The 25,157-nt window shown below is 69.6% G+C and carries 29 protein-coding genes and 2 pseudogenes; 17 read left to right on the forward strand and 14 right to left on the reverse strand.

The genetic code is table 11. The features are described 5' to 3' along the window. The first annotated feature begins 64 nt into the window (after positions 1-64). Positions 65-2,824, forward strand: a complete 2,760-nt coding sequence (locus AB0N02_RS29575; RefSeq protein WP_363953075.1) for an AAA family ATPase — start codon at positions 65-67, stop codon at positions 2,822-2,824. Here the strand turns inward: AB0N02_RS29575 and AB0N02_RS29580 are convergent. Continuing rightward, the gene (locus tag AB0N02_RS29580; protein ID WP_363953077.1) at positions 2,784-3,347 is read right to left on the reverse strand and encodes a ferritin-like domain-containing protein; all 564 of its coding nucleotides are present in this window, start codon (positions 3,345-3,347) and stop codon (positions 2,784-2,786) included. The two genes, AB0N02_RS29575 and AB0N02_RS29580, sit on opposite strands and share 41 nt — an antisense overlap. A gap of 176 nt (positions 3,348-3,523) precedes the next feature. Between AB0N02_RS29580 and AB0N02_RS29585 the strand changes: the two genes are divergently transcribed. The 5 genes and pseudogenes from AB0N02_RS29585 to AB0N02_RS29605 all read left to right on the forward strand — a co-directional run. Then, positions 3,524-3,829 (forward strand): antibiotic biosynthesis monooxygenase, encoded by a 306-nt coding sequence (locus AB0N02_RS29585; protein ID WP_363953079.1) that lies wholly within the window; start codon positions 3,524-3,526, stop codon positions 3,827-3,829. Beyond that, on the forward strand, positions 3,826-4,602 hold the full coding sequence (locus AB0N02_RS29590; RefSeq protein WP_363953081.1) for an alpha/beta hydrolase: 777 nt from the start codon (positions 3,826-3,828) through the stop codon (positions 4,600-4,602). The genes AB0N02_RS29585 and AB0N02_RS29590 overlap by 4 nt, the downstream gene beginning before the upstream one ends. Next, positions 4,599-5,210 carry a methyltransferase domain-containing protein gene (locus AB0N02_RS29595; RefSeq protein WP_363953083.1) on the forward strand — a complete coding sequence of 204 codons (612 nt, stop codon included), beginning with the start codon at positions 4,599-4,601 and terminating at the stop codon, positions 5,208-5,210. The genes AB0N02_RS29590 and AB0N02_RS29595 overlap by 4 nt, the downstream gene beginning before the upstream one ends. A 9-nt stretch (positions 5,211-5,219) precedes the next feature. Then, positions 5,220-6,437: a low temperature requirement protein A gene (locus AB0N02_RS29600; protein WP_363953085.1), complete on the forward strand. Its 1,218-nt coding sequence runs from the start codon at positions 5,220-5,222 to the stop codon at positions 6,435-6,437. A 19-nt stretch (positions 6,438-6,456) separates the two neighbouring features. After that, positions 6,457-6,810: pseudogene (locus AB0N02_RS29605) on the forward strand (2Fe-2S iron-sulfur cluster-binding protein); the annotation flags it as partial. 87 nt (positions 6,811-6,897) lie between these two features. On the opposite strand, the gene AB0N02_RS29610 reads toward AB0N02_RS29605, so the two are convergent. After that, positions 6,898-7,407: a DinB family protein gene (locus AB0N02_RS29610; protein WP_363953087.1), complete on the reverse strand. Its 510-nt coding sequence runs from the start codon at positions 7,405-7,407 to the stop codon at positions 6,898-6,900. Positions 7,408-7,556: 149 nt separating this feature from the next. Here AB0N02_RS29610 and AB0N02_RS29615 point away from each other — a divergent pair, with 149 nt between their 5' ends. After that, on the forward strand, positions 7,557-7,751 hold the full coding sequence (locus AB0N02_RS29615) for a hypothetical protein (protein ID WP_363953089.1): 195 nt from the start codon (positions 7,557-7,559) through the stop codon (positions 7,749-7,751). Positions 7,752-7,900: 149 nt separating this feature from the next. On the opposite strand, the gene AB0N02_RS29620 is transcribed toward AB0N02_RS29615, so the two are convergent. The 4 genes from AB0N02_RS29620 to AB0N02_RS29635 form a co-directional block, all read right to left on the reverse strand. After that, positions 7,901-8,521, reverse strand: a complete 621-nt coding sequence (locus tag AB0N02_RS29620; protein ID WP_363953091.1) for a dihydrofolate reductase family protein — start codon at positions 8,519-8,521, stop codon at positions 7,901-7,903. Continuing rightward, positions 8,521-9,027 carry an SRPBCC family protein gene (locus AB0N02_RS29625; protein WP_363953093.1) on the reverse strand — a complete coding sequence of 169 codons (507 nt, stop codon included), beginning with the start codon at positions 9,025-9,027 and terminating at the stop codon, positions 8,521-8,523. The genes AB0N02_RS29620 and AB0N02_RS29625 overlap by 1 nt, the downstream gene beginning before the upstream one ends. A gap of 3 nt (positions 9,028-9,030) precedes the next feature. Beyond that, the gene (locus tag AB0N02_RS29630; protein WP_363953095.1) at positions 9,031-9,378 is read right to left on the reverse strand and encodes a metalloregulator ArsR/SmtB family transcription factor; all 348 of its coding nucleotides are present in this window, start codon (positions 9,376-9,378) and stop codon (positions 9,031-9,033) included. 389 nt (positions 9,379-9,767) lie between these two features. After that, on the reverse strand, positions 9,768-9,941 hold the full coding sequence (locus tag AB0N02_RS29635; RefSeq protein WP_363953097.1) for a hypothetical protein: 174 nt from the start codon (positions 9,939-9,941) through the stop codon (positions 9,768-9,770). A gap of 151 nt (positions 9,942-10,092) precedes the next feature. Between AB0N02_RS29635 and AB0N02_RS29640 the strand changes: the two genes are divergently transcribed. Continuing rightward, entirely contained in the window at positions 10,093-10,359 is a 267-nt protein-coding gene (locus tag AB0N02_RS29640) for a hypothetical protein (protein ID WP_363953099.1), read from the forward strand. 31 nt (positions 10,360-10,390) lie between these two features. Here AB0N02_RS29640 and AB0N02_RS29645 read toward each other — a convergent pair whose 3' ends face one another. Then, complete coding sequence (locus AB0N02_RS29645; RefSeq protein WP_363953101.1) at positions 10,391-11,143, reverse strand: glucose 1-dehydrogenase; 753 nt, start codon at positions 11,141-11,143, stop codon at positions 10,391-10,393. Between the two features lie 26 nt (positions 11,144-11,169). After that, positions 11,170-12,039: a helix-turn-helix transcriptional regulator gene (locus AB0N02_RS29650; protein WP_363953103.1), complete on the reverse strand. Its 870-nt coding sequence runs from the start codon at positions 12,037-12,039 to the stop codon at positions 11,170-11,172. Positions 12,040-12,249: 210 nt separating this feature from the next. Between AB0N02_RS29650 and AB0N02_RS29655 the strand changes: the two genes are divergently transcribed. The 3 genes from AB0N02_RS29655 to AB0N02_RS29665 all read left to right on the forward strand — a co-directional run bounded on the left by AB0N02_RS29655 (position 12,250) and on the right by AB0N02_RS29665 (position 14,411). Continuing rightward, positions 12,250-12,831 (forward strand): recombinase family protein, encoded by a 582-nt coding sequence (locus AB0N02_RS29655; RefSeq protein WP_363953105.1) that lies wholly within the window; start codon positions 12,250-12,252, stop codon positions 12,829-12,831. 597 nt (positions 12,832-13,428) lie between these two features. Beyond that, positions 13,429-14,286: an aminoglycoside phosphotransferase family protein gene (locus AB0N02_RS29660; RefSeq protein ID WP_363953107.1), complete on the forward strand. Its 858-nt coding sequence runs from the start codon at positions 13,429-13,431 to the stop codon at positions 14,284-14,286. Then, a complete protein-coding gene (locus tag AB0N02_RS29665) occupies positions 14,223-14,411 on the forward strand; it encodes a helix-turn-helix domain-containing protein (RefSeq protein WP_363953109.1) in 189 nt (62 codons plus the stop codon). Before AB0N02_RS29660 ends, AB0N02_RS29665 begins: the two co-directional genes overlap by 64 nt. Positions 14,412-14,857: 446 nt before the next feature. Here AB0N02_RS29665 and AB0N02_RS29670 read toward each other — a convergent pair whose 3' ends face one another. The 4 genes from AB0N02_RS29670 to AB0N02_RS29685 form a co-directional block, all read right to left on the reverse strand. Next, positions 14,858-16,093 carry a DUF6596 domain-containing protein gene (locus tag AB0N02_RS29670; protein WP_363953111.1) on the reverse strand — a complete coding sequence of 412 codons (1,236 nt, stop codon included), beginning with the start codon at positions 16,091-16,093 and terminating at the stop codon, positions 14,858-14,860. Then, positions 16,090-16,413 (reverse strand): YciI family protein, encoded by a 324-nt coding sequence (locus AB0N02_RS29675; protein WP_363953113.1) that lies wholly within the window; start codon positions 16,411-16,413, stop codon positions 16,090-16,092. The genes AB0N02_RS29670 and AB0N02_RS29675 overlap by 4 nt, the downstream gene beginning before the upstream one ends. A gap of 53 nt (positions 16,414-16,466) precedes the next feature. Continuing rightward, positions 16,467-17,081 (reverse strand): dihydrofolate reductase family protein, encoded by a 615-nt coding sequence (locus tag AB0N02_RS29680; protein ID WP_363953115.1) that lies wholly within the window; start codon positions 17,079-17,081, stop codon positions 16,467-16,469. A 663-nt stretch (positions 17,082-17,744) separates the two neighbouring features. Next, complete coding sequence (locus tag AB0N02_RS29685; protein WP_363953117.1) at positions 17,745-18,089, reverse strand: VOC family protein; 345 nt, start codon at positions 18,087-18,089, stop codon at positions 17,745-17,747. Positions 18,090-18,390: 301 nt separating this feature from the next. Between AB0N02_RS29685 and AB0N02_RS29690 the strand changes: the two are divergent. After that, positions 18,391-18,489: pseudogene (locus tag AB0N02_RS29690) on the forward strand (phenazine biosynthesis protein PhzF); the annotation flags it as partial. A gap of 14 nt (positions 18,490-18,503) precedes the next feature. Next, positions 18,504-19,037: a PhzF family phenazine biosynthesis protein gene (locus AB0N02_RS29695; protein WP_363953119.1), complete on the forward strand. Its 534-nt coding sequence runs from the start codon at positions 18,504-18,506 to the stop codon at positions 19,035-19,037. A gap of 72 nt (positions 19,038-19,109) precedes the next feature. On the opposite strand, the gene AB0N02_RS29700 is transcribed toward AB0N02_RS29695, so the two are convergent. Beyond that, entirely contained in the window at positions 19,110-19,547 is a 438-nt protein-coding gene (locus AB0N02_RS29700; protein WP_363953121.1) for an Lrp/AsnC family transcriptional regulator, read from the reverse strand. A 156-nt stretch (positions 19,548-19,703) separates the two neighbouring features. Here AB0N02_RS29700 and AB0N02_RS29705 point away from each other — a divergent pair, with 156 nt between their 5' ends. The 3 genes from AB0N02_RS29705 to AB0N02_RS29715 all read left to right on the forward strand — a co-directional run bounded on the left by AB0N02_RS29705 (position 19,704) and on the right by AB0N02_RS29715 (position 22,804). After that, a complete protein-coding gene (locus tag AB0N02_RS29705) occupies positions 19,704-20,882 on the forward strand; it encodes an aminotransferase class I/II-fold pyridoxal phosphate-dependent enzyme (RefSeq protein WP_363953123.1) in 1,179 nt (392 codons plus the stop codon). A gap of 70 nt (positions 20,883-20,952) precedes the next feature. Further along, on the forward strand, positions 20,953-22,233 hold the full coding sequence (locus AB0N02_RS29710; protein ID WP_363953125.1) for an amidohydrolase family protein: 1,281 nt from the start codon (positions 20,953-20,955) through the stop codon (positions 22,231-22,233). Positions 22,234-22,339: 106 nt separating this feature from the next. Next, positions 22,340-22,804 (forward strand): hypothetical protein, encoded by a 465-nt coding sequence (locus AB0N02_RS29715; protein WP_363953127.1) that lies wholly within the window; start codon positions 22,340-22,342, stop codon positions 22,802-22,804. Here the strand turns inward: AB0N02_RS29715 and AB0N02_RS29720 are convergent. Then, positions 22,801-23,094 carry a hypothetical protein gene (locus tag AB0N02_RS29720; RefSeq protein ID WP_363953129.1) on the reverse strand — a complete coding sequence of 98 codons (294 nt, stop codon included), beginning with the start codon at positions 23,092-23,094 and terminating at the stop codon, positions 22,801-22,803. The two genes, AB0N02_RS29715 and AB0N02_RS29720, sit on opposite strands and share 4 nt — an antisense overlap. A gap of 532 nt (positions 23,095-23,626) precedes the next feature. Between AB0N02_RS29720 and AB0N02_RS29725 the strand changes: the two genes are divergently transcribed. Next, positions 23,627-25,120, forward strand: coding sequence for an amidase family protein (locus AB0N02_RS29725; RefSeq protein WP_363953131.1), 1,494 nt, complete (start codon positions 23,627-23,629; stop codon positions 25,118-25,120). Positions 25,121-25,157: the final 37 nt, after the last annotated feature.

The following is a 25,157-nucleotide window of genomic DNA, read 5'->3' on the forward strand; positions in this document are numbered from 1 at the left end:
GGTTATGATCGCAGCAGCCTTTATCCGGAGCCGGTGAGGCACTGACCGACGCCGTGAGGTATCCGTGGCCAGCAATGCACTCTTCGGCCGCCGTGCCGAGCTCGAACAGCTGTCCGGCTTTCTCGACGCGGCTCGGCGGCATGGCGACGCGCGGCTGATGTGGGGTGACCCCGGTATCGGCAAGTCCGCTCTCCTGGCCGCCGCAGCCGAGCTGGCCGTCACGACGGGGATGCGCGTGCTGCGAGCGTCCGGGTCCGAGTTCGAAGCCGACGTCGGTTACTCCTGCCTCAATCAGCTGCTCCTGCCGGTCGAAGCCGACATCCGGCGCCTGCCGCCGGAGCTTCGGGAGGCACTGTCGGTGGCGCTGGGATTCGGTGTCGGCGCACCCACCGACGCGCTCCTGATCTGCAACGCCGCCCTCCTGCTCATCAAGGGGGTCGCCGCCGAGGCGCCGCTCGCCCTTCTCGTGGACGACGTCCAATGGATCGACCGGGCCAGCGCCGTCGTGCTGGGATTCGTCGCCCGCCGTCTGCAAGGCGTTCAGGCTGCGTTGCTGATCTCCGCCAGGACGGGGGCGGTGAGCTCCTCGGCACCGCGAGGGTTGACCGAGATGGTCGTTCAGCCACTGGATCGAGAAGCGGCAGGTCAGCTGGTCGACGTCAACTTCCCAGATATGCCGGTGCGGATCAGGAAACGGCTGCTCGACCTCGCACAGGGCAATCCGCTGGCATTGACGGAACTGCCTTCGACGTTGCTGGGTGCGACACATCCTGCAGTGGCGCACTCGGAGGTGGTCCCGCTCAGCGATCGGCTCCAGGCGATGTTCGCTGCGCGGATCGCCGACCTGCCGGAACCGACCCGAAGAATGCTCTTGCTGGCCACGTTCGAGGGCACCGGCGACGTCCGGGTACTCAGGGCCGCCCTGACGGATGAGGCCGGACTGGCCGACCTCGCCCCCGCCGAGCGGGCGCAGTTGGTACGCGTGGACGACGCCACGGCACGGATCGCGTTCCGGCACCCGCTGATCCGGTCGGCGATCGTGGCGGGGTCCACGCACGAAGAGCGCCGGACCGCGCATGTCGCCCTTGCCGGTGCCCTGACGGATGACCAGGAACGTCGCGCGTGGCACCTCGCTGCGGCCGCCGTCGGCCCGGACGAGACGGTGGCGGCGCTGCTCGAGGATTCAGCGCATCGCATCATGCTTCGCGGTGACGCGTTCGCCGCGGTCGCCACGCTGATCCGCGCGGCCGAGCTGAGCGTGACGAGCGCCGATCGGGGGCGTCGGCTCTCTGAGGCCGCGTACATCGGCGCCGAGGCGAGCGGAGCCATCGACGATGCGAAGACGCTCCTGACCGATGCGCGGCGGGCGGCTCCGGATTTCACCGGCTCGCTCCACGCGGCCAACGCGGCCGCGTTCCTGATGCTCAACGGGGACGGCGACGTCGCCACCGCTCACCGGCTCCTGGTCGGCGCCATCGAGACCGCAGAGCATGGCTACCGGGCCGAGGATCCCGCGCTCATCGAGGCCATGCACACATTGATGCTGCTGTGCTGGTACGGCAGCGTCCCGGAGTACTGGGAGCCGTTCTACCGAGCGTTGGAGAGACTGGAGCCAGGACCGCCCGACGTGCTGTCGCTGGCGAGCAAGACCTTTCCCGACCCGGTCCGCACGGGGGCGTCGGCGCTGGCGAGCAGCCAGGTCATCCTCGACACCCTTGCGGACGAGACCGACCCCACGCGGATCATGCGGGTCGGCACGGCCTCGGTCTATCTGGATCGCCTGGGTGATTGTCGTGAGTCCTCGTGGCGGCTGGTCCGGCAGGGACGAGAGGGAGGAGCGCCCCGCCGGCACCTCGGTGCCCTCATGCACCTGTGTCTGGACGACTACCTTGTCGGCCGATGGGACGAGGCCGAGGAACTCGCTCGTGAGGGACAGCAGGTCTGTGACACCAGCGGCTTCTCCTTCTTCGCGTGGTACTTCCTGTACAACAGAGCGATCCTCGCCGCCGGACGGGGACGCTTCGACGAGGCGTACGCGCTCGCTGACGAGATCACCCACTGGGCGCTCCCGCGTGGTGTGACGGCTGCGGCCCTTTTCGCCCAGCATCCGCGTACCCTCGCGGCGCTGGGCCAGGGAGATTTCGACGCCGCCTTCCACCACGCCGCCGCGATGAGCCCGCCCGGCGCGCTTGCCTCGCATGTGCCTCACTGCATGTGGGTCATGTTCGACCTCGTCGAGGCGGCGGTGCGGACAGGGCGGACGGTCGAAGCCCGGGCGCACGTCGAGGCGATGCAGGCCGCCGACGTGGCCGGCTTGTCGATCCGGATGACGCTGATTCAGACGGCAGCGGAGTTTCTCGTGTTCGATGACGATGAGGCGAAGGCGCGGCTGGAGTCGCTGCTGTCGGGCCATGTGGCGGAACGGTGGCTGTGGGACGCCTCCCGCATCCGGCTCGTCCTCGGCGAGAGGCTGCGTCGTGGCAGATCGGCGTCGCAGGCGCGTCGGCATCTTCTCATCGCGTGTGACGGCTTCGCCGCGATGGCCGCCGGCCCCTGGGTCGAGCGTGCGCGGAGAGAGCTGCGCGCCGCCGGATACCGGTCGGCCGAGGCATCGTCAGGCGGCCTGGTCGCTTTGACGGCGCAGGAGTTGCAGATCGCCGAGCTGGCGGCGAGCGGTCTGACCAACAAACAGATCGCGGAGCGGCTGTACCTCTCGCACCGGACGGTGGGCGCGCACCTGTACCGCATCTTTCCCAAGCTCGGCGTCACCTCTCGCGCGGGGCTCAGGGATGCGCTCTCTCCGGATTCCGAAGCCCCGCGCTGAGTTCGTCGGCCTGCGCCTCCTTGTCCTCCAGCAGCCGCTCCAGCAGGCGCCGGGTGGTGGGGTCGTCGGCCTCGATCCAGCGCACCGCTTCCTGCAGTGACTGGATGAGGATCCGCGCACCCACGAGGTTCTGCGTCACGATGCCGGTGAGATCGCCGTCCTGGAATGTCTGGAAGGTGATGCGCGACCGTGCAGGCAGGTGCCGTGGGTCATAAGCGGCGGTGAACCCGAGCTGGACGACGCGGGTCGCGAGCAGCCGCGCGCCGGCGCGGTCACGGTCGGCGCAGCCGTGGAGGAACTCCGCGACCGGCCGGTGTGACGGCCCGCGGACGAGCAGTGCGTGCTGCTCGTACTGCAACGAGGACACGACCATGCTGGCCAGCAACACGTTCAGCAGGTGCGCGACCGCTTTCAGGTCGGCCCGGTTCGACGGTGTGACCGCACCGTCCTCCAAGTCGAACAGGGCCCGGTCCCGGACCTCGCGCATGCGCAGGACGGCTGGCGGCTCTGGAGGACTCGTCACGTGTCGATGGTCGGGCACGTGCCTGAGCCGTGCATCTGTCAAATGACCTAACTGCATCAGCGGTTAAGTCACCGGCCGCCATGGGCGCTCAAGGCGGGAGTCGGATGACTGATGCGGTACGGCCGGCCGGCGCCGACAGTGGGCTGCGACGAGCTCCACCAGTGAGGAGTAATCCCATGACCATCAGCCACGGCTTCCACGCCGCCATGACCGCGCAGCCGGGCAGGGGCGACGACCTGGTCGCGGCCCTGCTCGACGCGCCGTCCCTGCCCAACGAGGACTGCGTCGTCTTCCTGGTCGGCCGCTCGGCCGGCAATCCGGACACCGTTTACGTCACCGAGGGCTGGGTCAGCCAGGAGGCCCACGGCAGGTTCTTCGCGACCGAGCAGGCCCAGGCGTTCGTCGCGGCCCTGCAGCCGCTGCTGGCCGCGGAGGCGCAGTACATCGACGAGGTCCCCGTCGGCGGCAAGGCCGCCCTGTGAACGAGGAGACCACCATGGCCCGCCCCGGCCTCGACCCCGAACTGCGCGCGCTCCTCGCCGACCTGCCGCTCATGTCCGGGCTCGACACGGAGGTGCTCGCCCAGCTGCGCCGGCTGCCGTCCACGCCGGTCGACGCGATCCTTCACGGCCGCGCCGCCGACCACCGCGAGATCACCACCCCCGTCCCATTGTCGATCTTCGCTCCGGCCCGGACCGATCACGCACCGACCCCGTGTGTCTACTGGATCCACGGCGGCGGCATGGTCATGGGAGACCGTTTCTCGCAGATCGACATCCCCCTGGACTGGCTCGACCTGTTCGGCGCCGCCGTCGTCTCCGTGGAGTACCGGCTGGCGCCGGAGGCCACCGGCACGACCCCGGTCGAGGACTGCTATCAGGGGCTGCTCTGGGTCGTCGAGCATGCCGGCGAGCCCGGTGTCTGGACCCGCGAGATGAACGAGTTCGGCTGGCGATCGCTCATCGGTCTCGGGGAGGTGTCCGGCTACATGTCACCCGCGATCGCCGATGACCTGTCCGGCCTGCCGACCGCCTACATCGATGCCGGGACTGCCGAGGTGTTCCGCGACGAGGACGTCGCATTCGCCACCCGGATCTGGGCCGCCGGTGGCCAGGCGGAACTGCACATCTGGGCAGGCGGCTGCCACGGCTTCGACGCGCTGTATCCCGGGGCTCGGATCTCGGTCGCGGCCCGCCGTACCAGGAACGACTGGCTCGCCCGGGTCCTGCAGCCATCATCCGGAGCCGTCCGGTGAGCGCCCACGACCGCGCCGCGTTCCTGCACGAGTTCGCGCGCGCTCCCTTCACCGTCGGCGCGGTCGCGCCGAGCGGTGAGCCGTTGGCCGACCTGATCACCGCGCCCGTGCCGCGTGACGGTGACCCGCTGGTCGTCGAGCTCGGCCCGGGCACGGGTGCGTTCACGGCGGCGATCCAGCACCGGCTCGACGGCCGTGGCCACCACCTGGCCATCGAGGTCAACGAGCGGTTCGCGCAGCGTCTCGCCACCCGCTACCCCCAGATCGGCGTCGCCGTGGCCGACGCCCGGGATCTTCGCGAGGTGCTCGCGGAGCGCGGTCACCACCGCGCGGACGTGATCGTGAGCGGGCTGCCCTGGGCGGCGTTCGCCGCGAGCCGGCAGGACGACCTGCTCGATGCCCTCACCGGCGCCCTCGCCCCGCACGGCGCGTTCACCACGTTCGCGTACACGCACACGCGGTGGGCTCCGCCGGCCCGGCGGCTACGGCGGTCCCTGGGCGGCCGGTTCGAGGAGGTCGTGGTCAGCCGGACGGTGTGGGCCAACGTGCCGCCCGCGTTCGTCTACTTCTGCCGGAGGCCCCGTGTCCCGGCCCCGGCCTTCGATTAGAGGTCGATCATGGCTCTGCGGCAGAAGGCTCTGCCGGCCGTACGGCCGACCGGTGAGGATCACCGGGCGACGCCGTTCGAGTTGTTCTTCGACCTCGTCTACGTCTTCGCGATCACGCAGCTCACCGGCTCCATGGCACGCGAGCACGACGCCAACGGCGTGTTCCAGGGTCTCCTGATGCTGGCGCTGCTGTGGGGCACCTGGTCCGGCTACACCTGGCTGGGCAACCATTCTCGGGCCGACGGGGGGCTGCTGCGGGGCGGGATGGTCGTCGCGATGGCGGCGATGTTCGTGGTCGGTTTGACCATCCCGGAGGCGTGGGCCGACGGGCCGGGCGCCATCGTGCTGGTAGGCGCCTACCTGCTGGTTCGCTGGGTGCATCTCATGGTCTTCGCCGTGGCCGCGAACGGTGACACCGGGCTGCGGCGTCAGATCGCCATCACCTGGTTGCCCATGACGGCGAGCGCGGCGCTCCTGGTGTCCGGGACGTTGCTGGGGAACTGGACACAGATGCTGCTGTTCGCCGTCGCCCTGGTGGTGGACTGGGTGGGCATCTATCTCACGGCCAGGAACGGTCACTGGCGGCTGCACAGCCCGGCGCACATGACCGAGCGGCACGGGCTGTTCATGATCCTGGCCATCGGCGAGTCGGTCATCGCCGTCGGTGCCGGCGCCGCAGGACAGCTCGTCAGCGCGGCACTGCTGCTCGCGGCCGTTCTCGGCATCGCCGTCGCGGTGTGCCTGTGGTGGCTCTACTTCGACGTGGTGGCAGGCGCGGCAGAGCGCAGGCTCAGCCGTGTACGTGGCGAAGAGCGGGTCATCCTGGCCGTCGAGGCCTACACCTACGGACACTTCCCCATCATCGCCGGCATTCTGCTCACCGCCCTGGGCATCGAGGGCGTGGTCGCACACGCCGACGAGGGTGAGCCCCTGGGCGTGTTCTCCGCACTCGCGCTCTATGGCGGTGTCGCGCTCTACCTCGTCGGGCATCTGCTGTTCAGGCTCCGGATGCACCGCGCGCTTGGCCGATGGCGGCTGCCGGCGGCCTGCGCCGTCCTTGCGGCCGCGCCGGCCGCCGTGGTCCTCCCGCCGCTGGTCGGGCTGGCCGGCGTGGTGGCCATCCTCGCTGCTCTGATCGCCGTCGAGAGCACCCGCCACGCGGGCAGGAACGGGCAAGGGCACGCGAGCTTTGGGGATCGTCCGCCCGCCGCGGGACTGATCACGTAGCCCCGAGAAAGGAGGGACGATGACGAACCGTCACCGCAGCGTGATTTCGTCACAGGTCAACGGTGTGCCGCACCGGCTGAGCGTCGACAATCGCACGACGCCGCTGGACGCGTTGCGTGAGGACATCGGCCACACCTGACCCAGGAAGGGCTGCGACCACGGCCAGTGCGGCGCGTGCACCGTGCTCCTCGACGGCAGGCGGGTGGTCTCCCGCCTGACGTTGACGGTGGCCGCCGAGGGCGCCGAGATCACGACCGCCGAGGGACTGGCCGGTGACGGCGAACCGCTGCCGCTTCAGCAGGCGTTCGCCAGGCTCGACGGCTTCCAGTGTGGATATTGCACGTCCGGACGGCTCTGCTCGGCGGTCGGGCTGAAGCCTAAGGTCACCGGTTACAGCTACACCTCGCGTGGGGAGCGGCAGTCGGCGAAGCGATCGCCCGCCCGCCGGATCTCCGTGGAACTAGTAATACCCCTTCTGCCCGTCGAGCAGCTCGCGCATCGCGTCCAGGTGCCCGACGTGCCGGGCGGTCTCCTCGAGCATGTGGATCACGATCCACCGCAACGTCGGAGCGAAGTCCGACTGCTTGCCGACGTCGTCCAACGCGTGGGCCGCGATGATCTCGTTCGACCGCGCGTACTGCGCCTCGAACTCGTCCAGCAGCCGGGCCAGCGGTACACCGTCGGCCATCATGTCGGCGTCGTCCGGCAGATCCTTCCGGAACTGCGGGTTCGTGTCGGAGGGCTCACCGAGAAAGATCACGTTGAACCAGCAGTGCTCGGTCCAGCGCATGTGCGACACCAGCCCGGCCGGCGTCATCATCGGAGACTCCGGCAGCACCGCACGATGCTCGTCCTCGGCCCGCAGCCCCTCCAGCTTGTGGCGCACCAGCACCCGCTGCAGGTCCAGCCACCCGATCAGCTGCGTCCGCTCATCGGCCACGATGGGCGGACGTTGCTCGTAAAGATTCATGCCGGAAACCTAGCCGCTGACCAGGCTGGGCACACAGCCCAAAAGGGGCTGCCGCAGTACTCGCCGATCGGGCGGATACGGCACGACCAGCCGTGATCTGTCGGCTGCCGTGCTGGTCAGGTATTCGTTTGGAGGGTGGCGAAGTCGGTGTGGGCCTGGTCGACGGCTTCGGGGTAGCGCCGTCGCTTGTCGTGTCGGCTCCCCGCGTCGTCGCCGAACTGGCCCGCCGGATCGAACAGATCACGTCCACCATCGACAGCCGACAGGTGCCGGCCGTCTTCTCGGTGGACCACCTCACCGCAGAGGCCGGCCGGGCCGTTCTCGTGGAGAACCACGCGGCATAACGTCGCCGAGTACGGCGAGCTCGCGTAGTCACGTGGAAGCTGCCTGGCGGCCGGCACATGTTCGGGAGCGGAGAGGGCCCTGACGCTCAGCGCATCGAGGATCTCATCGCGCTGCTGACCTCGGCGGGAGAGCGCTGAGGTCAAGACAGTTACCGTTCCCGGACTGCGTAGGTCAGGTGGGTCACCCGCTGCGTCGGCTCCGCGCGGACCTGCTCCAGGGCCACGCGGCCCGCGTCCACGCCCTCGAACAGGCGGATTCCGGAGCCGAACAGCACGGGTGAGAGCGCGATCGAGAACTCGTCGACCAGGCCGGCGTTCACGTACTCCAGGATCGTCGCTCCGCCGCCCGCGATGCGGACGTCGCGGTCGCCGGCGGCCTCGCGGGCCTGGTCGAGCGCGGTCTCGATGCCGTCGTTGACGAAGTGGAAGGTGGTCCCACCCGGCCGCTCCCAGGGGTCACGCTTCTCGTGCGTCACGACGAACACCGGCGTGTGGAACGGCGCCTCCTCCGGCCACATCTGCTCGCCGGCGTCGAACATGCGCTTGCCCATCACGCTCGCGCCGGTGCGCTCGAACGTCTCCCGCACGATGTCGTTGTCGCGCCCTTCCTCGCCGCCCTCGCCGAGCTTCAGGTTCTCCCGGAAGAACCGCTGTGGGAAGATCCACCGCTGCAGTTCCATCCACTGCCGCCCCATCAAATCCCCGAGGGACTCGGGTGCGATGAAACCGTCCAGCGACATCGACACGCTGAAGAACACCTTCCGGGCCATTAGCCCTCAGCTCCCTTCCGAACGATCTCGGTGACGTAGGCAGCCAGGTTGCTCAGGGTCTGCCGGCCGCCCTCGATCGCGTGGTATTTCTCGACCGCTTCGTCGCGCAGTTCCTTGGTGGGGAACACCGTGCGCATCTCGATCCGGGTCGCCGCCCCGTCGGGCGCGAACGCGAGGACCGACTCGAAGGCGTTCGGGTCGCCGCGGTATTCGCCGTGCAGCAGCGCGATCCCCTCCGGCGGGACGATCTCGGTCCAGGTGATCCACTCCTGGTAGTCCGTCCCGTCCGGCCCGTGCATCACGAAGTCCCACTCCCCGCCGACGCGGAACTCGAAGGACCGTGTGGTGGTGGTGAACCCCTCCGGCCCCCACCACCGCGACAGGTGCCGCACCTCGGTGAACGCCTCGAACACCAGCTCCCGTGGGGCGTCGATGACCCGGGAGATCACAATCTCGCGGTCGGCCGTCGCGGACTGCGCCGGCGCTCCTTGTCCCGGCTCGCTCATCACTTACTTACTTCCTTCCTGACTTGCCTGCTTGAGGTCCTGCACGTAGGCGTCCAGCCGGTCGAAGCTCTCGTTCCAGAACCGCTCGAACCCGCCGGTCCACTCGTGGACCGGTCGCAGCCCGCGGGCGTCCAGGCCGTACAGACGCTGTTTGCCTGCCTTGCGGTCCCGCACCAGCCCGACCTCCCGGAGCACCCGCAGGTGTTTGGACGCCCGCGGCTGGGTCATCCCCAGCTCCTGGGCTAACTCGGTCACCGGCCGCTCACCCGCCCGCAGCAGTACCAGGATCTCCCGGCGCTGCGGCTCGGCGATCGCGTTGAAGACATCCGACGTCGTCGCTGCTCGTGCCATGGCCGCCATCATATGCCGATATAGGCATGCGTCAATCCGGGGGAATCAGGCAGGTCTTGTCAGATGACGATCGCGACCCTTGTCAGCGGCTGCGGAAACATTCCCGGTCGCCGTCCAGCAGCGTCCACGCCGCGACCAGCTCCTCCGGCTCCCACTCCCGACGCACCCGAACCCACCCTCCACCCGACCGCCTCCGAAACGATCACGAACTGCAATCATGATCTCTCCCCCCGCTACCAGGCGGCTGGGGACATGTTCGGGGGCGGAGGGCCGTTATCAGGAGCCAGAACATCACCGTGTTCCCTCCCGGTCTTTCGAGAAGCGACGGAATCCCGGCGGGAGGTGACTGGTTGCTCTTGTCTGGAACGGAGGACGGTTGCCGGGTACGGTCACCTCGGAGGCGTACAGCTGACCGTGCGGGGAGGCGCGTTGTCGTACCGGGGCCTGATCTTGGACTTCGCCGGAGTGATGACGATCCCCTTCAGGGCCTCCGTCCAAGCCCGGTGCACCAGCCAGGACTTGTCCTTCGACGCGTGGGCGAACGCGGTGAGCGGCCACGCCACCGGCCGATCCCTGTATGCGGAGCCGGAGCTGGGCCGCGTGTCCCAGGCGGAGTCGATGAATGCCCGCTCGGCCGGATGCCACTCAACCGGATGAGTTAGCCACGGCGTCTGAACGTCCTCCCACCAGTACCCCAGACCAACAAGAGCAGCCTTGTCCCAGTCAGCAGGGCGCACCGGAATCCGGATACGGCCGTCGACGCCGGGCCTGTACAAGATGACGTGGTCGTTGCCCGGATGGGCGCGCAACCCGACAACTCGGCACGCGCTACCGGCCGGCGCGTCTGCCTCCGGGGTAAGACGAGTCGCGCAGCTGTCGCCCTACCTGATCGCGCACATCAGCCGGTTCGGCCTGTACGCGACCGACGTGCTACGTCTGCGTCCCGACGACTTCGACCCCGACCTGCCCGAGGCGGCGTAGCGGTGGGCCTGCTACGGCTGTTGTATGGCTGTCAAAGGCGCAGCCCGAGGGGCGCCGCCGCCACGAGGCCACCGTCGATGACGAGGTCCTGACCAGTGATGTACGACGCGTCGTCCGAGGCCAGGAAGGCGACGGCAGCGGCGACATCGTCCGGGTGGCCGAGCGAGCCGAGCGGCACCTCCGCCGTGATGCGGGTCTCCGCGTCGGGGTCGATAGCGGACCGGTACATCTCGGTCTCGATGTAGCCGGGGCTGATGGAGTTGACGCGGATGCCACGCGGTGCGAGGTCGGTGCCGAGCGTGCGGGCGAGATTGTGCACGGCGGCCTTGCTAGCGGCATAGATCGAGGCCACCGGGAGGCCACGGTACAGGGTCCAGGATGCGTTGATGACGATGGCGCCTCCGTCGCCCATAAGCGGCAGCGCCTTCTGGATCGTGAAGAACACTCCCTTGAAGTTGATTCCCACGGTGTGGTCGAAGTCCTTCGGGGTGAACTCTGGCCTGAAGTCCGCAATTCCGGCATTGGCGAAGACCGCGTCGAGAGCGCCGCGCCAGGTCTCGACGCGCCGTACCAGGAGATCGAGGTCGGCGTCAACGCTGACGTCCGCGCGGATGGGCAGGACCCGCCCGGAGCCCAGGCGTTCTGCCGCGGTGTCGAGGCGGGCCTGGTCGCGGCCGGTGATGACGACGTACGCGCCCTCATCGAGGAGCCTGCGCGCGGTCGCGAACCCGATGCCGCTCGTGCCGCCGGTGATCAAAACTGTTTTGTTCGTGAATCGCTTCATGCCGACGATCCTCGAGCGGCACGAGCCTACGCGGCAGTGTTGGCTGAACCTGGGTCTGACACCACCACCAAGCGCTCCAGCAGGGCCTCCGTTCCCGTCCCGGGTGCGGGGGTGTGCAGCGACAGGCGGTGGCCGGGCAGCTCGGGCAGCGGCAGGATGGTGGCCTCGAAGGTCAGCGTCCCCAGGCCGGGAACCTCCAGGGCCTTGGTCCCATGGGTGGGACCGCCCACGGGGAGTTCCGCCCAGATCTCGGCGAAGGCGGGGCTCGCGGCACACATGTCCGCGGCCAGGCGGCCGAATTCGGGATCGTCCGGATAGCGGGCGGCGTCCGCCCGGAACAGGCCGATCATCGCTCGCGCCGCGTCGTGCCAGTCCACGACTGCCGCACGGTAGCGGGCATTGGTGAAGAAGCTGACCAGGCAGTTGTGGTCGTACTCGTTGCACTGGAACACGATCTCCGCCGCGCGGTTGACCGCGAGGACGTTCCAGTGCCGGTCGATGACGTACGCGGGCCGCGGCAGCCAGCCCTCCAGCAGCCGTTGCACGGCATCGGGGACCCGTCCTTCGGACGGCGCCGCCCGCGGCGGGTTGAGGCCAGCGAGGAGGTACAGGTGCTCGCGCTCTGCGGGCTTCAGGCGCAGCACCCTGGCGATGGCGTCCAGGACGTCGGCGGAGACGTTGATGTCGCGTCCCTGCTCGAGCCAGGTGTACCAGGACACTCCTACACCGGCGAGCACCGCCACCTCCTCCCGCCGCAGCCCGGGCGTACGGCGGCCCTTGCCTGCCGGCATGCCCACGTCAGCGGGCATCACCCGGGCTCGCCGCGACCGGAGGAATGCACGCATCTCGGAACTGCGCCGCTGCCGCGCATCCGTGGAGAGCCGGGAAATGCCCATCAGGTCATGCTATGTCGTGATTAACAGACCTCGTCTGTACGGCGCGCCCACGCGTGTCGCTGCCCGGGGGTGCTGCCGACCGGGCCGCCTCCTGCGCGAGCGCGCTGTGCCGCAGCGTTTTCTGGACAGGGTTTTATGGACGGCATTGTCCCTGCTCGCTAGGTTGTCCAGAAAGGTAGACGTTTCTGGACACCGCCGTGAGGGTGGCTGATGACCGTCTGGGCGTACGCACGAGTCTCGACGCGTGATCAGAACCCGCAGCTCCAACTCGACGCTCTGGCGGCCAGCGGCTACGACGAACTGGTCATGGAAAAGGAGCCGGGCAAGCGCGGGGTCGCGCGGCCGGCATGGGAGGCGCTCCTGGCGCTGCCCAGGGCGGGCGACACGCTGAAGTTCTGGAAGTCCGACCGGTGGGGCCGCTCGGCGGGGCACGTGCTGACCACGGTCAACCAGCTGCGCGACCGCGGCATCACGGTGGTGTCGCTGACGGAGAACTTTGATCTGGGCACCAAGGAGGGCCGGTTCATGTTCGCGGTCCTGGCCGCCGCTGCGGAGTACGAGCTGGGGCTGCGCGCCGAGCGCCAGGCCGAGGGAATCGCCGCCGCCAAGCGCCGGGAAGCCACCGGTGCCATGCTGCCCGGCAAGAAGAAGACCGGCCGGCCGCGCGTCATCGGTCCCGCCGAACTGGCCACACTACGCCGCCTGGTCGACGACGGTATCTCAGTCACCGAGGCCGCCCGCACTCTCAAAATCGGCCGCTCCACCGCCTACGCGGCACTCGCGGCCCGCTGACACCAACTACTCCGTGCGGCTTCCGGCACTCCCGGTGCGCGTGGTGTCCACTCCCCTTACTCTCCGGAACGCACACCGTGGGATGAGGGGAGGCTCACTACGTTCTCAGGGGATTGACACCCAGGCCCTCCGCCGACACCGGCAATAAACCGAATGCGCGGAACCGACCGGGTGGTGTTGCATACAGACGTGACCGGCGGACCCTCGCACTTCTCCAGGAGCAGCCGACCGCACGCGGGTGCTGACGCAACGCTGGCCGCCCACCGGACGAACCCGCGACCGCGTCGCCACCGACGACGCCCGCCGCTTCGCCCCCTTCCCGCTGCTGCGCGCCCTCCCGGGCAGGCCGACGCGCTCACGTTCACCCTCGCCGCGGCCGGCTGCCGGCTCAGCGGCGGCGGCTGCAGCACGGCGCTGCTTCGGGGTGATCCGGACGTGAGCGCTCTCCTTGACCGGCCCCTGACGGCACGGGACGACTACGGCCTCGGGGTCCGCTATGTCCGGCCGCGCTGACCTGGTCACGACGCATCAGACGCTCGGCCGGGCCAAGGGCCTGCGCCACACACATCAACTCCAGCAGGGAGAGGCACCGAACACGTGAAGGACACCGAGATCCCGCGGGCGGTGGCCGCGGCCGTCGACACGGCCGCCGAGTACGGTCTGGGCGCCGACGACGCCGCTGTACTGCACAACTCGAACCGGATCGCCGTCCGGCTGCGGCCCAGCGGCATGCTCGCCCGGGTCGCGCCCCTCGCGCACCGCCTCGACTTCGAGGTCGAGATCGCCCGGCGCCTCGCCGGGACCGGCAGCCCGGTGGCGGGTCTCGATCCGAGGGCCGAGCCCCGCGTCCATGTCCGCGACGGCTTCGCCGTCACCCTCTGGACCTACTACGAGCCCACCACCGCACCCGAGAACCACCCACCCGCCGCCTACGCCGACGCCCTGGCCCGGCTGCACGCCGGCCTGCGCCGCATCGACTTCGCCGCACCGCACTTCACCGACCGCGTCGCCGACGCCCTCCGGGTGGTCGAGGACCCCGCCGTCAGCCCGGACCTCGGCGCCGCGGAACGCGCCCTGCTGACCGACACCCTCCACGGAATCAGCCGCGCGATCCTGGACCGCGGCACGCGGCAACAGCTCCTGCACGGCGAACCGCACCCCGGCAACCTGCTCGCCACCGCGGACGGACCGCTCTTCATCGACCTGGAGACCGTCTGCCGCGGACCCGTCGAGTTCGACCTCGCGCATGCTCCGGAGGACGTCGCCGCGCACTACCCAGGCGCCGACTCCGGGCTGCTCGCCGACTGCCGGATCCTCAGCCTCGCCCTCGTGGTCTCCTGGCGTTGGGACCGCGACGACCAACTCCCCGACGGGCGCAGAAAGGGCCGGGAGTGGCTCGCCCAGATGCAGGCCGACCTCGACCGCTGGGAGCACGCCGCCGGTGGCGGCCACTGAGCGGCGCCCCCGCCGAACTGGCCACACTGCGCCGTCTGGTCGACGACGGCGTCTCGGTCACCGAGGCCGCCCGCACCCTCAAGATCGGCCGCTCCACTGCCTACGAGGCGCTGGCCCAGCGCTGAGCGGCGGCTCTGCCGTCCCGCGGCCCGTTTCTACCGTATTCCGGTGGTACCCGCTCAAGGCGGCCCGCGACCTGCTCCCCGACCCCGAGCGGTCGGTCACCTCGATCGCCAGGTTGCTCGGCGTGAGCGTGGACACCCTCTACAACCACGTTCCCGATCTCCAAGAGCTTCGCTCAGGACAGCAGTCGACCCTCGCATAGATGGCTTGGCCTCGGTACAAACCGCTCGTTTGGGGCTGGTGACACGGTCGTTGGTGCGTCTTCCAGGGGGTGGGTTGCACACCAGGGCATCGCCGTCACTCTCACACGCATGACGCATCAAGAAGACGACGCCACCCCTTCCGTCGACAACACACTCCCCGCTTCCGCCGCCGGTACGGGCACGCCAAGGATGCCAAATGGGTCGGCCGCCGCTGCGCGCGGGGTTTTGATCGGGATCTGTGGGCGCTATCGCAGTTGGTCGCGGCGGCGGGTCAGGTAGGCGGTCTCGGCGGTGTTGCCCGCCAGTTCGATGGCTTTGTCGTAGGCCGCGCGTGACTGCTGGCTGTGGCCCTGCCGGCGCAGCAGGTCGGCGCGGGTGGCGTGGTAGGCGTGATAGCCGGCCAGCTTGTCCTCAAGGCGGTCGACGGCCGCCAATGCCACCTGCGGGCCGTCGAGTTCGGCGACCGCGATGGCCCGGTTGAGGGCGATGATCGGCGAGGGGTCGAGGCGGACGAGCTGGTCGTAGAGGGCGAGGACCTGCGACCACTCGGTGTCGCGCATGTCGCGGGCGGAGGTGTGCACGGCGTTGATCGCTGCGAGGATCTGGTAGCGGCCCGGAGCGAGTCCGGCGGCGGCAGCGGCGAGGCGCTCGCGCACCAGCCGTTGGCCCTCGGCGATCAGTGCCGCGTCCCAGGCCCCACGGTCCTGCTCGGCCAAGGGGACCAGTTCGCCGCTGGCCGAGACCCGGGTGGTGCGGCGGGCCTCGGTGAGGAGCATCAGCGCCAGCAGCCCGGCCACCTCGCCGTCGGCCGGCAGGAGGGCACGGATCAGGCGGGTGAGCCGGATCGCCTCGGCGGTCAGGCCATGACGTAGGGGATCGGTGTCGGGGCCGGTGGCCAGGTAGCCCTCGTTGAACACCAGGTACAGCACGGCGAGTACGCCGGAGACGCGTGCCGGGAGATCCTGCGCGGCCGGTACCCGATAGGGGATGCGGGCCGCCTTGATCTTGGCCTTCGCGCGGGTGATCCGCCGCTCCATGGCGGTCTCCTGCACTAGGAAGGCGCGGGCGATCTCGGGCACGGTCAGACCGCCGACCATGCGCAGCGTCAGCGCTACGCGGGTCTGCATCGCCAGCGCCGGGTGACAGCAGGTGAAGATCAGCCGGAGCCGATCGTCGTCGATGGCGCCGACAGGCTCGGGCGGGTCGTCGTCGTACACCATCTGAGCCTCCTTGTGCTTGTCGTCGCGCTTGTTCTCGCGGCGGATCCGGTCGATGGCCTTGCGGCCCGCGGTGGTGGTCAGCCAGGCGCCGGGGTTGGGGGGTATACCGTCGGTCGGCCACCGCTCGACGGCGGTCGCGAACGCCTCGGCGGCCGCCTCCTCGGCGATGCCGAGGTCACCGAAGCGCCGGGTCAGGGCGGCGACCATCCGGGCCCACTCCTCGTGGTGGGCCCGGGTGATCGCCTCCTCGACGTCGCTCACTGGAACGGCCGCACCTCGACCTTCCGATCGCAGACCTTCGACGCCTCGGCGGCGAGCTTGAGCGCCACATCCAGATCGGGGGCCTCCCACACCCAGACGCCGGCGAGGTACTCCTTCGACTCCACGAAAGGCCCGTCGCTGAACACCGCCTGCTCGCCCCGGTTGTCGATGACGGTGGCCGTGTCGGGCGAGGCGAGTCCGCCCGCGAAAACCCAGTAGCCCTCGGCGATCAGTCGTTCGTTGAACGCGCTGATGGCAGGCCGCCTGTCCGTGCTGCCGGGATTGCTCTTGTCATCGATCACGGAAACCAGGTACTGCATCTGAGGATCATCTCCTGTGGTGTCAAGACAGCGTGGTTCGGTGGTCAGGGACTTCAAGCCGTTGGCGCATACTGAGGGCGCCCGGCCGGCCGGTAGACCTGGATCGTCACACCCTTCGAGTCGACCCGAGACTCGACCAGATCGAGCGCAAGATCCGGGCCGGTCTCCGGGAACAGTCTCGCGCCCTGGCCGAGGATCACCGGGATCACGATCAGAGTCATCTCGTCGACCAGATCGTTCTCCAGCAGCCACCGGGTCAGGGCGCCACTGCCGTGCACCTGCAGCTCACCCCCGGGCTTGGCCTTCAGCTCACTGATGGCCGCCGCGAGGTCGCCGCCGTGGAGAACGGTCGTGTCCTCCCAACGCGGCGCGGTGAGCGAGGTCGAGGCAACGTACTTGGGGGCCTCGTTCAAGGCCACGCCGATGGGATGTGCGCGCATCTGGTCGACTGATCCCCAGGAGCCGGCGAACAACTCGTAGGTGCGCCGGCCGAACAGGAACGCCTCGGCGCGCTGGTAGGTCTGCGTGATGAACGCCCTGGTCTCGTCGTCGCCCCTCCCCCGGGCCCACCCGCCGCGCTCGAATCCGTTCCTGCAGTCATCCGACGCACCGCCGTTTCCCTGCATCACTCCATCGAGGGTGACCTGGGTCATGGTCGTCAGCTTCATGATCGCGGTTCCTTCACCTTGGTGCCGCCCCTTGCGGGCGGCCTCACCCTTGCTACGAACACCACCGCCCCGATCCGACACCGCCTCCCGGATTTCTTTAAAGAACTTTCCGGGACGCCGGTCGTCAGCCGAGCCGACAGCACGACGGCTTCGCGGCGACGGCGCTCCACTTCCTCGAGCACGCCCAGCGCGGACGAGCTCTTGGACCAGATCGATCGCGAAGATCCTGACCAGTGGTGACGGCCCAGGACTCCCGAAGCTACGCCCCGGGGCGAAGTAGCGGCCTAAGCGCAGGTCAGTACGGGTTCGGCCCCCTACTCTGCCCCTGGCCGTAGCTTCGGGAGTCCTGGGCCAAAGCAGGGTCAGTACACCGGCTGCGGAACCGCTGTCAGAGAGCAGGTCACTCCCTGTGGTCTCTTCTCTGAGGGCCCTCGACGGAGGCAACCGGGAATGCGGCAGACAGACACTGCGGGGTTGCGTTTTCGCCACGGGTTCCTGTCGCCAAGGAAACGGTCTTGACCTCGATCCTCAAGTCTCGGCTCCCATTACCGAATCCCAGCGCGTGATGTCGCCACAGACGGCGGCTCTGACCTGGGATGACTACGGGTCGCCGGACGGCATCACGCGTAGATCATCAGTAGCTGTCCAGTTTTGTGGTGCTTGCTACGGACCGACGAGACAGAACTCGTTGCCCTCCGGATCACGCATGACCTGGAACGCGCCTACCTCGTCGCGCATGAGCCCACCGACGCACTCGCCGCCCAGCGCGGCCGCGGCCTCGGCCGCCGCGGGGACGTCGTCGACGGCCAGGTCCAGGTGGAGCCGGTTCTTGCCGGCCTTCGGCTCGGGTACCCGCTGGAAGGCCAGCCGCAGACCCCCTGGGGGATCGACGTAGGACCAGCCGGGATCGCGGTGCGCCGACGTGCCGCCCAGCAGGCGGCCCCAGAAGACGGCGAGCCTCGCCGGGGACGCGCAGTCGACGACGATCTGACTCTGACGGGCGATCATCCCGCCGATCGTACGGCCCGCGCCGCACGCCCCGCACACGGCCCTATGGCCGCCCCGTAGACCTCACCCCTCATAGTTCGGGCGCTCAAGCGGCGGGAGCCACCGAGGGGAGGAGGTGTCGGGGCGAGGCGGCGTCACTGGTTCGGGTCCGGCCGAGATACGGCCAGAGGCGGCCATGAGCCGATCATGTTCGTAATCCCGGAAGCAGGTTGGAGCCTCTCCTCGGCCCCCAGGATGCGGAATCTCGGAAGTACAGTCTGGAGACGACTTCCGAGATTGATTGATCTCGGAAGTCGGGGTGGTGCTCACCCCCGAGGCCGAGCTGCCGTTCGCCGACCATCCCGCCCTCGGCTCCGCTCGGGCCTGGCTGAAAGCCGGAGGCGCCCCGCGCCGTGCCGGAAGGATCGTGCAGGAGTGCGCGGCGGGTCTGGTCACCGTCCGCCAGGGGGCGAGGACCTCGCGTTCGCCGCCCCGCCCCGCATCCGCGGCGGCGCCCTCGACGACGCCTATCTGGAGCGGATCACGGCGGCGTTCGGTATCACCCGCGAGCAGGTGCCGGCCCACCAGTGGGGCGACAACGGCCCCGGCTGGGCGGTGGTTCAGCTGGCCGCCGCCCGCGAGGTCCTGGACCTGGAACCCGACCTGTCCCTCATCCCCGACGCGATGGCCGGCGCGATCGGCGCCCACCCCGGCGGCAGCGAGTACCGCTACGAGATGCGGACCTTCGCCCCCGCTGTCGGCGTCCCCGAGGACCCTGCCTGCGGCAGCATGAACGCCGCCGTCGCCCAGTGGTTCACCGAAACCGGCGCGGCCCCGGCCGCCTACCGGGTCTCCCAGAGGACGCGTGTGGGTCGGGACGCCGGCATCGCCGTCACCGCGGAGGACGACGGCACCGTCTGGATCGGCGGGGACACCTCCGTCCTGATTCGCGGCACCGTCGCCCTGTGACACCCCGCCGGGCCGGCCGGACGTCTTCCGCCAGGGCGACGGTGCGACGCGGGCCGTCGGGAGACGGGGGGTTCAGGTGTTGTCGAGGGTCTTCATGATGACGAAGCTGTTGACCGTGGCGACCCCTGGCAGGGACGCGAGCCGGGTGGCGTGGAAGTCCTCGTAGGCGTCCAGGTCGGCGACCTCCACGTGCAGCAGGTAGTCGAAGCTGCCGGTGATGTGGTGGCAGGCCCGCACCTCGGCCAGCTGCGTCACCGCGGTCTCGAACGCGGTGATGTCCGCGCGCACGTGCCGGACCAGCCGCACCCCGGCGAACACGCGCAGGCCCCGTTCCACCGCCTTGGGGTCCACCACCGCCCGGTAGCCGCGGATCACCCGGCTCTCCTCCAGCTGCCGTACTCGGCGCAGGCACGGCGAGGGTGACAGGCCCACTCGCGCGGCGAGCTCGCTGTTGCTGATCCTCCCGTCGCTCTCCAGCACCGCCAGGATCGCCCGGTCCGTCTCATCCATGATGAGCAGAATATTGCTGAGAACACCCTTCCTGCGACACGTCCCGCCTATGAGGTGCGCAATTATGTGCCGAATGTGCTGGCAGGCGGGTCGCGGTAGCGTCACGGCCCCACATGCTGGCTGTGAACGAACCGTTGGATTACGGAAGGGCCAGCCATGCCGGGCCGCAGCACCGTCACCGTTCACGCCGACCGCCACGTCCACCCCGACCCCGCCGTGGCGCCCCCGATCTACCAGACCGCCGCGTTCTCCGCAGGAGACGGCGACACGTTCGCGCTGGGCGCGACCGAGGCGCGCGGCAAGAGCTTCTACACCCGGTTCGGCAACCCCAACCATGCCCAGGTCGCCGCGGTCCTGGCGGAGCTGGAGGGCACCGAGGCGGCGATGGTCACCGCCTCCGGCATGGCCGCGATCACCACCGCCGTCCTCGCCCTGGTCTCCGCCGGCGACCACGTCATCGGGCAGAAGTCGACCTACGGCGGCACCGCCTCCCTGCTGCTGAACCTCCTGCCGCGCCTGGGGGTCTCCACCACGGTCGTCGACCAGCGCGACACGGAGGCGTTCGAGCGGGCCGTCACCCCCAAGACCCGCCTGATCCTGCTGGAGACGCCCAGCAACCCGCTGCTGCACATCACCGACCTGCGCGCCGTCGCCGGTCTCGCGCGCGCCCACGGCATCACCACACTGGCCGACAACACCTTCGCCACCCCCCTCAACCAGCGGCCCGCCGAGTACGGCATCGACGTGGTATGGCACAGCGCCACCAAGTACCTCAACGGGCACACCGACGTCTGCGCCGGAGCCCTCGCCGGCCCTGCGAAGATCCTGGACCGCATCTGGGACACCAGCCTGCTCACCGGTGCCACCCTCGGCCCGATCGACGCCTGGCTGCTACTGCGCGGCATCCGCACCCTGCCGCTGCGCATGCCCCGCCACAACGACAACGGCCTGGCCCTCGCGCAGGCCCTGTCCGAGCACCCGGCCGTCGCCCGGGTCCACTACCCCGGCCTGGAGTCCCACCCGCAGCACAAGCTCGCCGTCGACCAGATGAGCGGCTTCGGCGGCGTCCTCAGCGTCGAGTTCACCGGCGGCTTCGAGGCGGCCGACGCCTTCCTCGGCCACCTGCGCTACTCCCAGCGCTCCGCCAGCCTGGGCGGCGTCGAGTCCCTGGCCGTCCACCCGGCGTCGATGTGGCGCGGCATGCTCAGCGACGAGCAGATCACCGAAGCCGTCCCGCCCGGCCTGGTCCGCCTGGCCGCCGGCACCGAGGACACCGCCGACCTCGTCACCGACGCCCTCGCCGCAGCCGACGCCGTCCTCGCCGCCCGGACCTGACCACCTCGACGCAAGCGGCCTGCCTGGCCGCGCACCACCCTTTGACCGTGCACGTACAAGGAGCGACACCATGAAGACCCTCATCACCGGCGGCACCGTCGTCACCATGGACCCGACACTCGGCGACCTGGCCCGCGGCGACGTCCTCATCGAGGACGGGCAGATCATCGAGGTCGCCCCGCACATCGACACGCCCGACGCCGAGGTCATCGACGCGAGCGAGCGGATCGTGATGCCCGGCTTCGTGGACAACCACCGCCACGCCTGGCAGACCGCCTTCCGCGGCGCCGGATCCGACTGGACCTTCCCCCAGTGGGCCCAGGCCATGCACCGCACCGTCAAGCCCCACTACACCCCCGAAGACGTCTACATCGCCACCCTCCTGGGCCGCCTGGAAGCCCTGCACTCCGGCGTCACCACCATGCTCGACTGGTACCACGTCGCCCAGACCCACCAGCACGAGGACGCCGCCGTCGCCGCCCTCACCGACGCCCCCGGCCGCTCTGTCTTCTGCCTCGGCGCCGGCTGGGGCAGCGACACCGCGATCGAGGACGACATCCGCCGCGTGCGCGCCACCCTGACCGGCGGCGGCCGCATCGACCTGGCTCTCGGCATGCGCGGACCCGGTACCACCGGCATCGACACCACCGCCCGCGAGGTCAAACTCGCCGACGAACTCGACCTGCGCATCAGCCTCCACCTCGAAGCCCCCGGCGTCATCACCGAGCTGCACGAACACGGCCTGCTCCGCGACACCCTCACTGGCGTTCACGCCAACGGCATCGGCGTGGACGAACTACGCCTGCTCGCCAACGCCGGCGGCTCCATCTCCATCAGTCCCGACGTCGAACTCAAAATGGGCTTCGGCGCCCCCATGACCGGCCTCGCCCTTGACGCGGGCCTGCGCCCCACCCTGTCCATCGACGACGTCCCCTCCGCCGGCGGCGACGTGTTCTCCACCCTGCGCACCGCCTTCGCCGTCCAGCGCAGCATCGACGGACGCCTGCGCTCCCGCGACCTGCTCGACTTCGCCACCATCGACGCCGCCGCCTCCATGGGCCTCGCGGCCCGCACCGGCAGCCTCACCCCCGGCAAGGACGCCGACATCATCCTGCTGCGCACCGACGACCTGACCATCTTCCCCGTCACCGACCCGGCCGGAAGCATCATCAGCCAGGGCCACCCCGGCCTGGTGGACACCGTCCTGACCGCCGGCCGCGTCGTCAAACGCCACGGTGTGCTCGTGGACGTGGACCTGCCCGCCCTGCGGGAGCGCCTGCTGGCCTCCCGCGACCGGATCGCCGCCGACGCCGGCGTCGTGCTCGACGGCACCTGGCAGCCCACCGTCTGAGCCGCCCCCTCGCACCTCGGATGCCGAGCTCAAGCGTCGTGACCAGCTCCTCGCTTATCTGGAGAAGGCGTCGGAAGATGAGCTGATCGAGGAGATCCTGCTCCCGTTGTTTCGGCAGATGGGCTTTCACCGGGTCACCGCCGCCGGCCACAAGGACAAGGCCTTGCAGTACGGCAAGGACGTCTGGATGAAATTCACACTTCCCACCCAGCACGTGCTCTACTGCGGCCTGCAGGCGAAGAAAGGCAAACTCGACGCTTCTGGGACCAGCCGTGCCGGCAACGCCAACGTCGCCGAGATCTACAACCAGGTGCTGATGATGCTCGGCCACGAGATCTTCGATCCCGAATTCGGCAAACGTGTCCTAGTCGATCACGCCTTCATCGTCGCAGGCGGGGAGATCACCAAGCAGGCCCGGAACTGGCTTGGCACCAACCTAGATGCCTCGCAGCGACGATCGATCATCTTCATGGACCGCACCGACATCTTGGACTTGTTCGTGGTGCACAACCTTCCCTTGCCCGCAACCGCGCTATCTCCGACCGCCTGGCCTGACGAGCCGCCGTTCTAAGCACAGCGGCACCACCCCGAGTGCCCGGCGGGCAGGGGCACACACCGCCAGGCCCTGGGAGAGGGGGCGGTCGCAGTCCGGCAGCGCGGCCAGCTCCCACACGCCACCGGGCGCCCAGCGCAGCCACCACATTCCGCCCAGTCGTCGGTGTGCTGGGCGAGGGCGAGGTGCGCGCCGTCGTGGCCGTCCTCCAGATCACAGCTGAGACGGTTGAGCACCTTCAGCACGGCGCCGGGCACCGCGTGCAGCGTTCGCCGTTCGGCGGCCGTCAGCAACTCCCCCTCCGGCACGTCTCATGCTCCGGCATGCCGGTGCCCTTCCCGCTCGTCGGCGTGCCGATGTCGGTCCTGGCCGGTCGGCGCCGGGGCGTACCGATTAGTGCCGGTCCGGGATTCTGGCTCCTGATAACCGACCTGGCCAAACCCGCGGAACCCCTGAAGCTCGCGGCCTTGCCTGCGAGCGCGTGCTCAAGAAGCCCGGGTGGGCCGAGAGTCAAACGACGCTGGCTTTCGTGCCTGATGCGCCCCCTCTGGCGGGTAGCCGCTACGGCCACCCCGAGCCATAATCTAGGCGGCACGGTCAGCGGCCACGGCCTGCAGGGCCGACCGCACATCTCCCGTGCTGTACGTCGAGGCGCCAATCGGTGACGAGGAGGCCGATGTGGCAAGACGAAGGCGGAACCGGCACACCCGAGTAGCGGCCTTGGCGGCCGGTATCGTCGTCCTGACGGCGCCTATGGTCACACTCGGTGCGGCAACGGGCAGCGGTGCCGCGCTTGGCGACGCAGGCAACCGGGCAACACCAGCCGACATCGCCGAGTGGGTGGTGGACCTGGACGCCACCAAGTTGCGCGAACTACTGGCGAGCGGCCAGGTCACCTCGGTCCAACTGGTCAAGGCATACCAGGCACGCATCGACGCTTACGAGCAGGCGTATGCCGACCAGCCCGGTGTCAATGCGGTCATCCGCACGGACCCGACGGCAATCGCCGATGCCGCCCGGCTCGACGCCGAACGCCGACAGGGGCGCGTCCGCGGCCCGCTGCACGGCATCCCGCTCCTGATCAAGGACAACTACGACACCGAAGACCTGCCCACGTCCAACGGCTCGCTGGCGCTGAAGCACTGGCGCCCTGCCGATGACGCCGAGCAGGTCGCGCGGCTGCGCGCGGCCGGCGCGATCATCATCGCCAAGACCAACCTGCACGAGTTCGCCTCCGGCGTCGAGACCATCAGCTCGCTTGGTGGGCAAACCCGCAACCCCTACGACCAGACCCGCAACCCGGGCGGCTCCAGCGGCGGTACGGGCGCCGGCGTCGCAGCCGGCTTCGGCGCGGCCGGCCTGGGCTCAGACACCTGCGGCTCCATCCGCAGCCCGGCGGCGCACAACAGCCTGGTCGGGTTGCGGCCGAGCCAGGGCCTGTCCAGCCGCGACGGGATCGCGCCTCTTTCCGACACCCAGGACGTCGGCGGCCCCATGGCCAAGTCAGTCAGTGACATCGCACTGATCCTGGACGCCACTGCCGGATACGACCCGGACGACCCGTCCACCAAGGCGTCCATCGGACGGATCCCCCACACCTACACCGCCGCACTGGACGACACCGCCCTGGTCAACGCCCGCATCGGCGTGTTCACCGACTATCTGAGCACGTCAGGGCCCGCCCAGGTGACGACGGCGCTGGTCCGGGCGGCCGCCGAGGACATGGCCTCGCAGGGCGCGACCATCGTCGACCTGCCGGCCCAACCCGCGCTGACGTCGGCGGTGGACGCCTCCATCGTGATCAACGACGAGATCGAACGCGACCTCAACCGCTACCTGGCGGCGCCAGGCTCACGATTCCCACGCTCGCTGGCCCGGCTGGAGCCACCGGCCGACATCGTGACCCTGGCCGACATCGTCACCTCCGGCCAGGTCACGCCCACGGTCCTGACGCGACTCAAGGCCCGGCTGGGCAGCTCGACCGGCCCGCAAGAGGCCTACCACCAACGGCTGGCCCGGCGCGCGCAGGCGCAACAGCTGCTCCACAAGCTGTTTGAGGACAACGACCTGGACGCACTGATCTACCCGGCGGTCTCACAGCAGGCCGCGCCGATCGGGCAGCCTCAGGAGGGGCTCAGGGTCTGCGCCCTCGCCGCCAACACCGGGTTTCCCGCCCTGACGATCCCAGCCGGCTTCACACCCGACGGCATGCCGGTGGGAGTCGAACTACTGGGACGGCCGTTCAGCGAACCGACACTGCTCGGGCTCGGGTTCGACTACGAGCGAGCCACGCATCACCGCCGACCACCGGCAAGCACCCCGCCCCTGAACTGACCCCGCCGCCGCAAACACCTCCTCGGGCACACAGTGG

The organism is Streptosporangium sp. NPDC051022 (assembly GCF_040683035.1).
In the GTDB taxonomy this organism is placed as follows: domain Bacteria; phylum Actinomycetota; class Actinomycetes; order Streptosporangiales; family Streptosporangiaceae; genus Streptosporangium.

What these genes read in the sequence shown, in the direction of transcription:
- AB0N02_RS29585 (WP_363953079.1), top strand. Translation starts at nt 3,524, where the DNA reads ATGACCATCAGCCACGGCTTCCACGCCGCCATGACCGCGCAGCCGGGC.
- AB0N02_RS29600 (WP_363953085.1), top strand. Translation starts at nt 5,220, where the DNA reads ATGGCTCTGCGGCAGAAGGCTCTGCCGGCCGTACGGCCGACCGGTGAG.
- AB0N02_RS29610 (WP_363953087.1), bottom strand. Translation starts at nt 7,407, where the DNA reads ATGAATCTTTACGAGCAACGTCCGCCCATCGTGGCCGATGAGCGGACG.
- AB0N02_RS29620 (WP_363953091.1), bottom strand. Translation starts at nt 8,521, where the DNA reads ATGGCCCGGAAGGTGTTCTTCAGCGTGTCGATGTCGCTGGACGGTTTC.
- AB0N02_RS29625 (WP_363953093.1), bottom strand. Translation starts at nt 9,027, where the DNA reads ATGAGCGAGCCGGGACAAGGAGCGCCGGCGCAGTCCGCGACGGCCGAC.
- AB0N02_RS29630 (WP_363953095.1), bottom strand. Translation starts at nt 9,378, where the DNA reads ATGGCACGAGCAGCGACGACGTCGGATGTCTTCAACGCGATCGCCGAG.
- AB0N02_RS29645 (WP_363953101.1), bottom strand. Translation starts at nt 11,143, where the DNA reads ATGAAGCGATTCACGAACAAAACAGTTTTGATCACCGGCGGCACGAGC.
- AB0N02_RS29650 (WP_363953103.1), bottom strand. Translation starts at nt 12,039, where the DNA reads ATGGGCATTTCCCGGCTCTCCACGGATGCGCGGCAGCGGCGCAGTTCC.
- AB0N02_RS29655 (WP_363953105.1), top strand. Translation starts at nt 12,250, where the DNA reads ATGACCGTCTGGGCGTACGCACGAGTCTCGACGCGTGATCAGAACCCG.
- AB0N02_RS29675 (WP_363953113.1), bottom strand. Translation starts at nt 16,413, where the DNA reads ATGCAGTACCTGGTTTCCGTGATCGATGACAAGAGCAATCCCGGCAGC.
- AB0N02_RS29680 (WP_363953115.1), bottom strand. Translation starts at nt 17,081, where the DNA reads ATGAAGCTGACGACCATGACCCAGGTCACCCTCGATGGAGTGATGCAG.
- AB0N02_RS29685 (WP_363953117.1), bottom strand. Translation starts at nt 18,089, where the DNA reads ATGATCGCCCGTCAGAGTCAGATCGTCGTCGACTGCGCGTCCCCGGCG.
- AB0N02_RS29700 (WP_363953121.1), bottom strand. Translation starts at nt 19,547, where the DNA reads ATGGATGAGACGGACCGGGCGATCCTGGCGGTGCTGGAGAGCGACGGG.
- AB0N02_RS29705 (WP_363953123.1), top strand. Translation starts at nt 19,704, where the DNA reads ATGCCGGGCCGCAGCACCGTCACCGTTCACGCCGACCGCCACGTCCAC.
- AB0N02_RS29710 (WP_363953125.1), top strand. Translation starts at nt 20,953, where the DNA reads ATGAAGACCCTCATCACCGGCGGCACCGTCGTCACCATGGACCCGACA.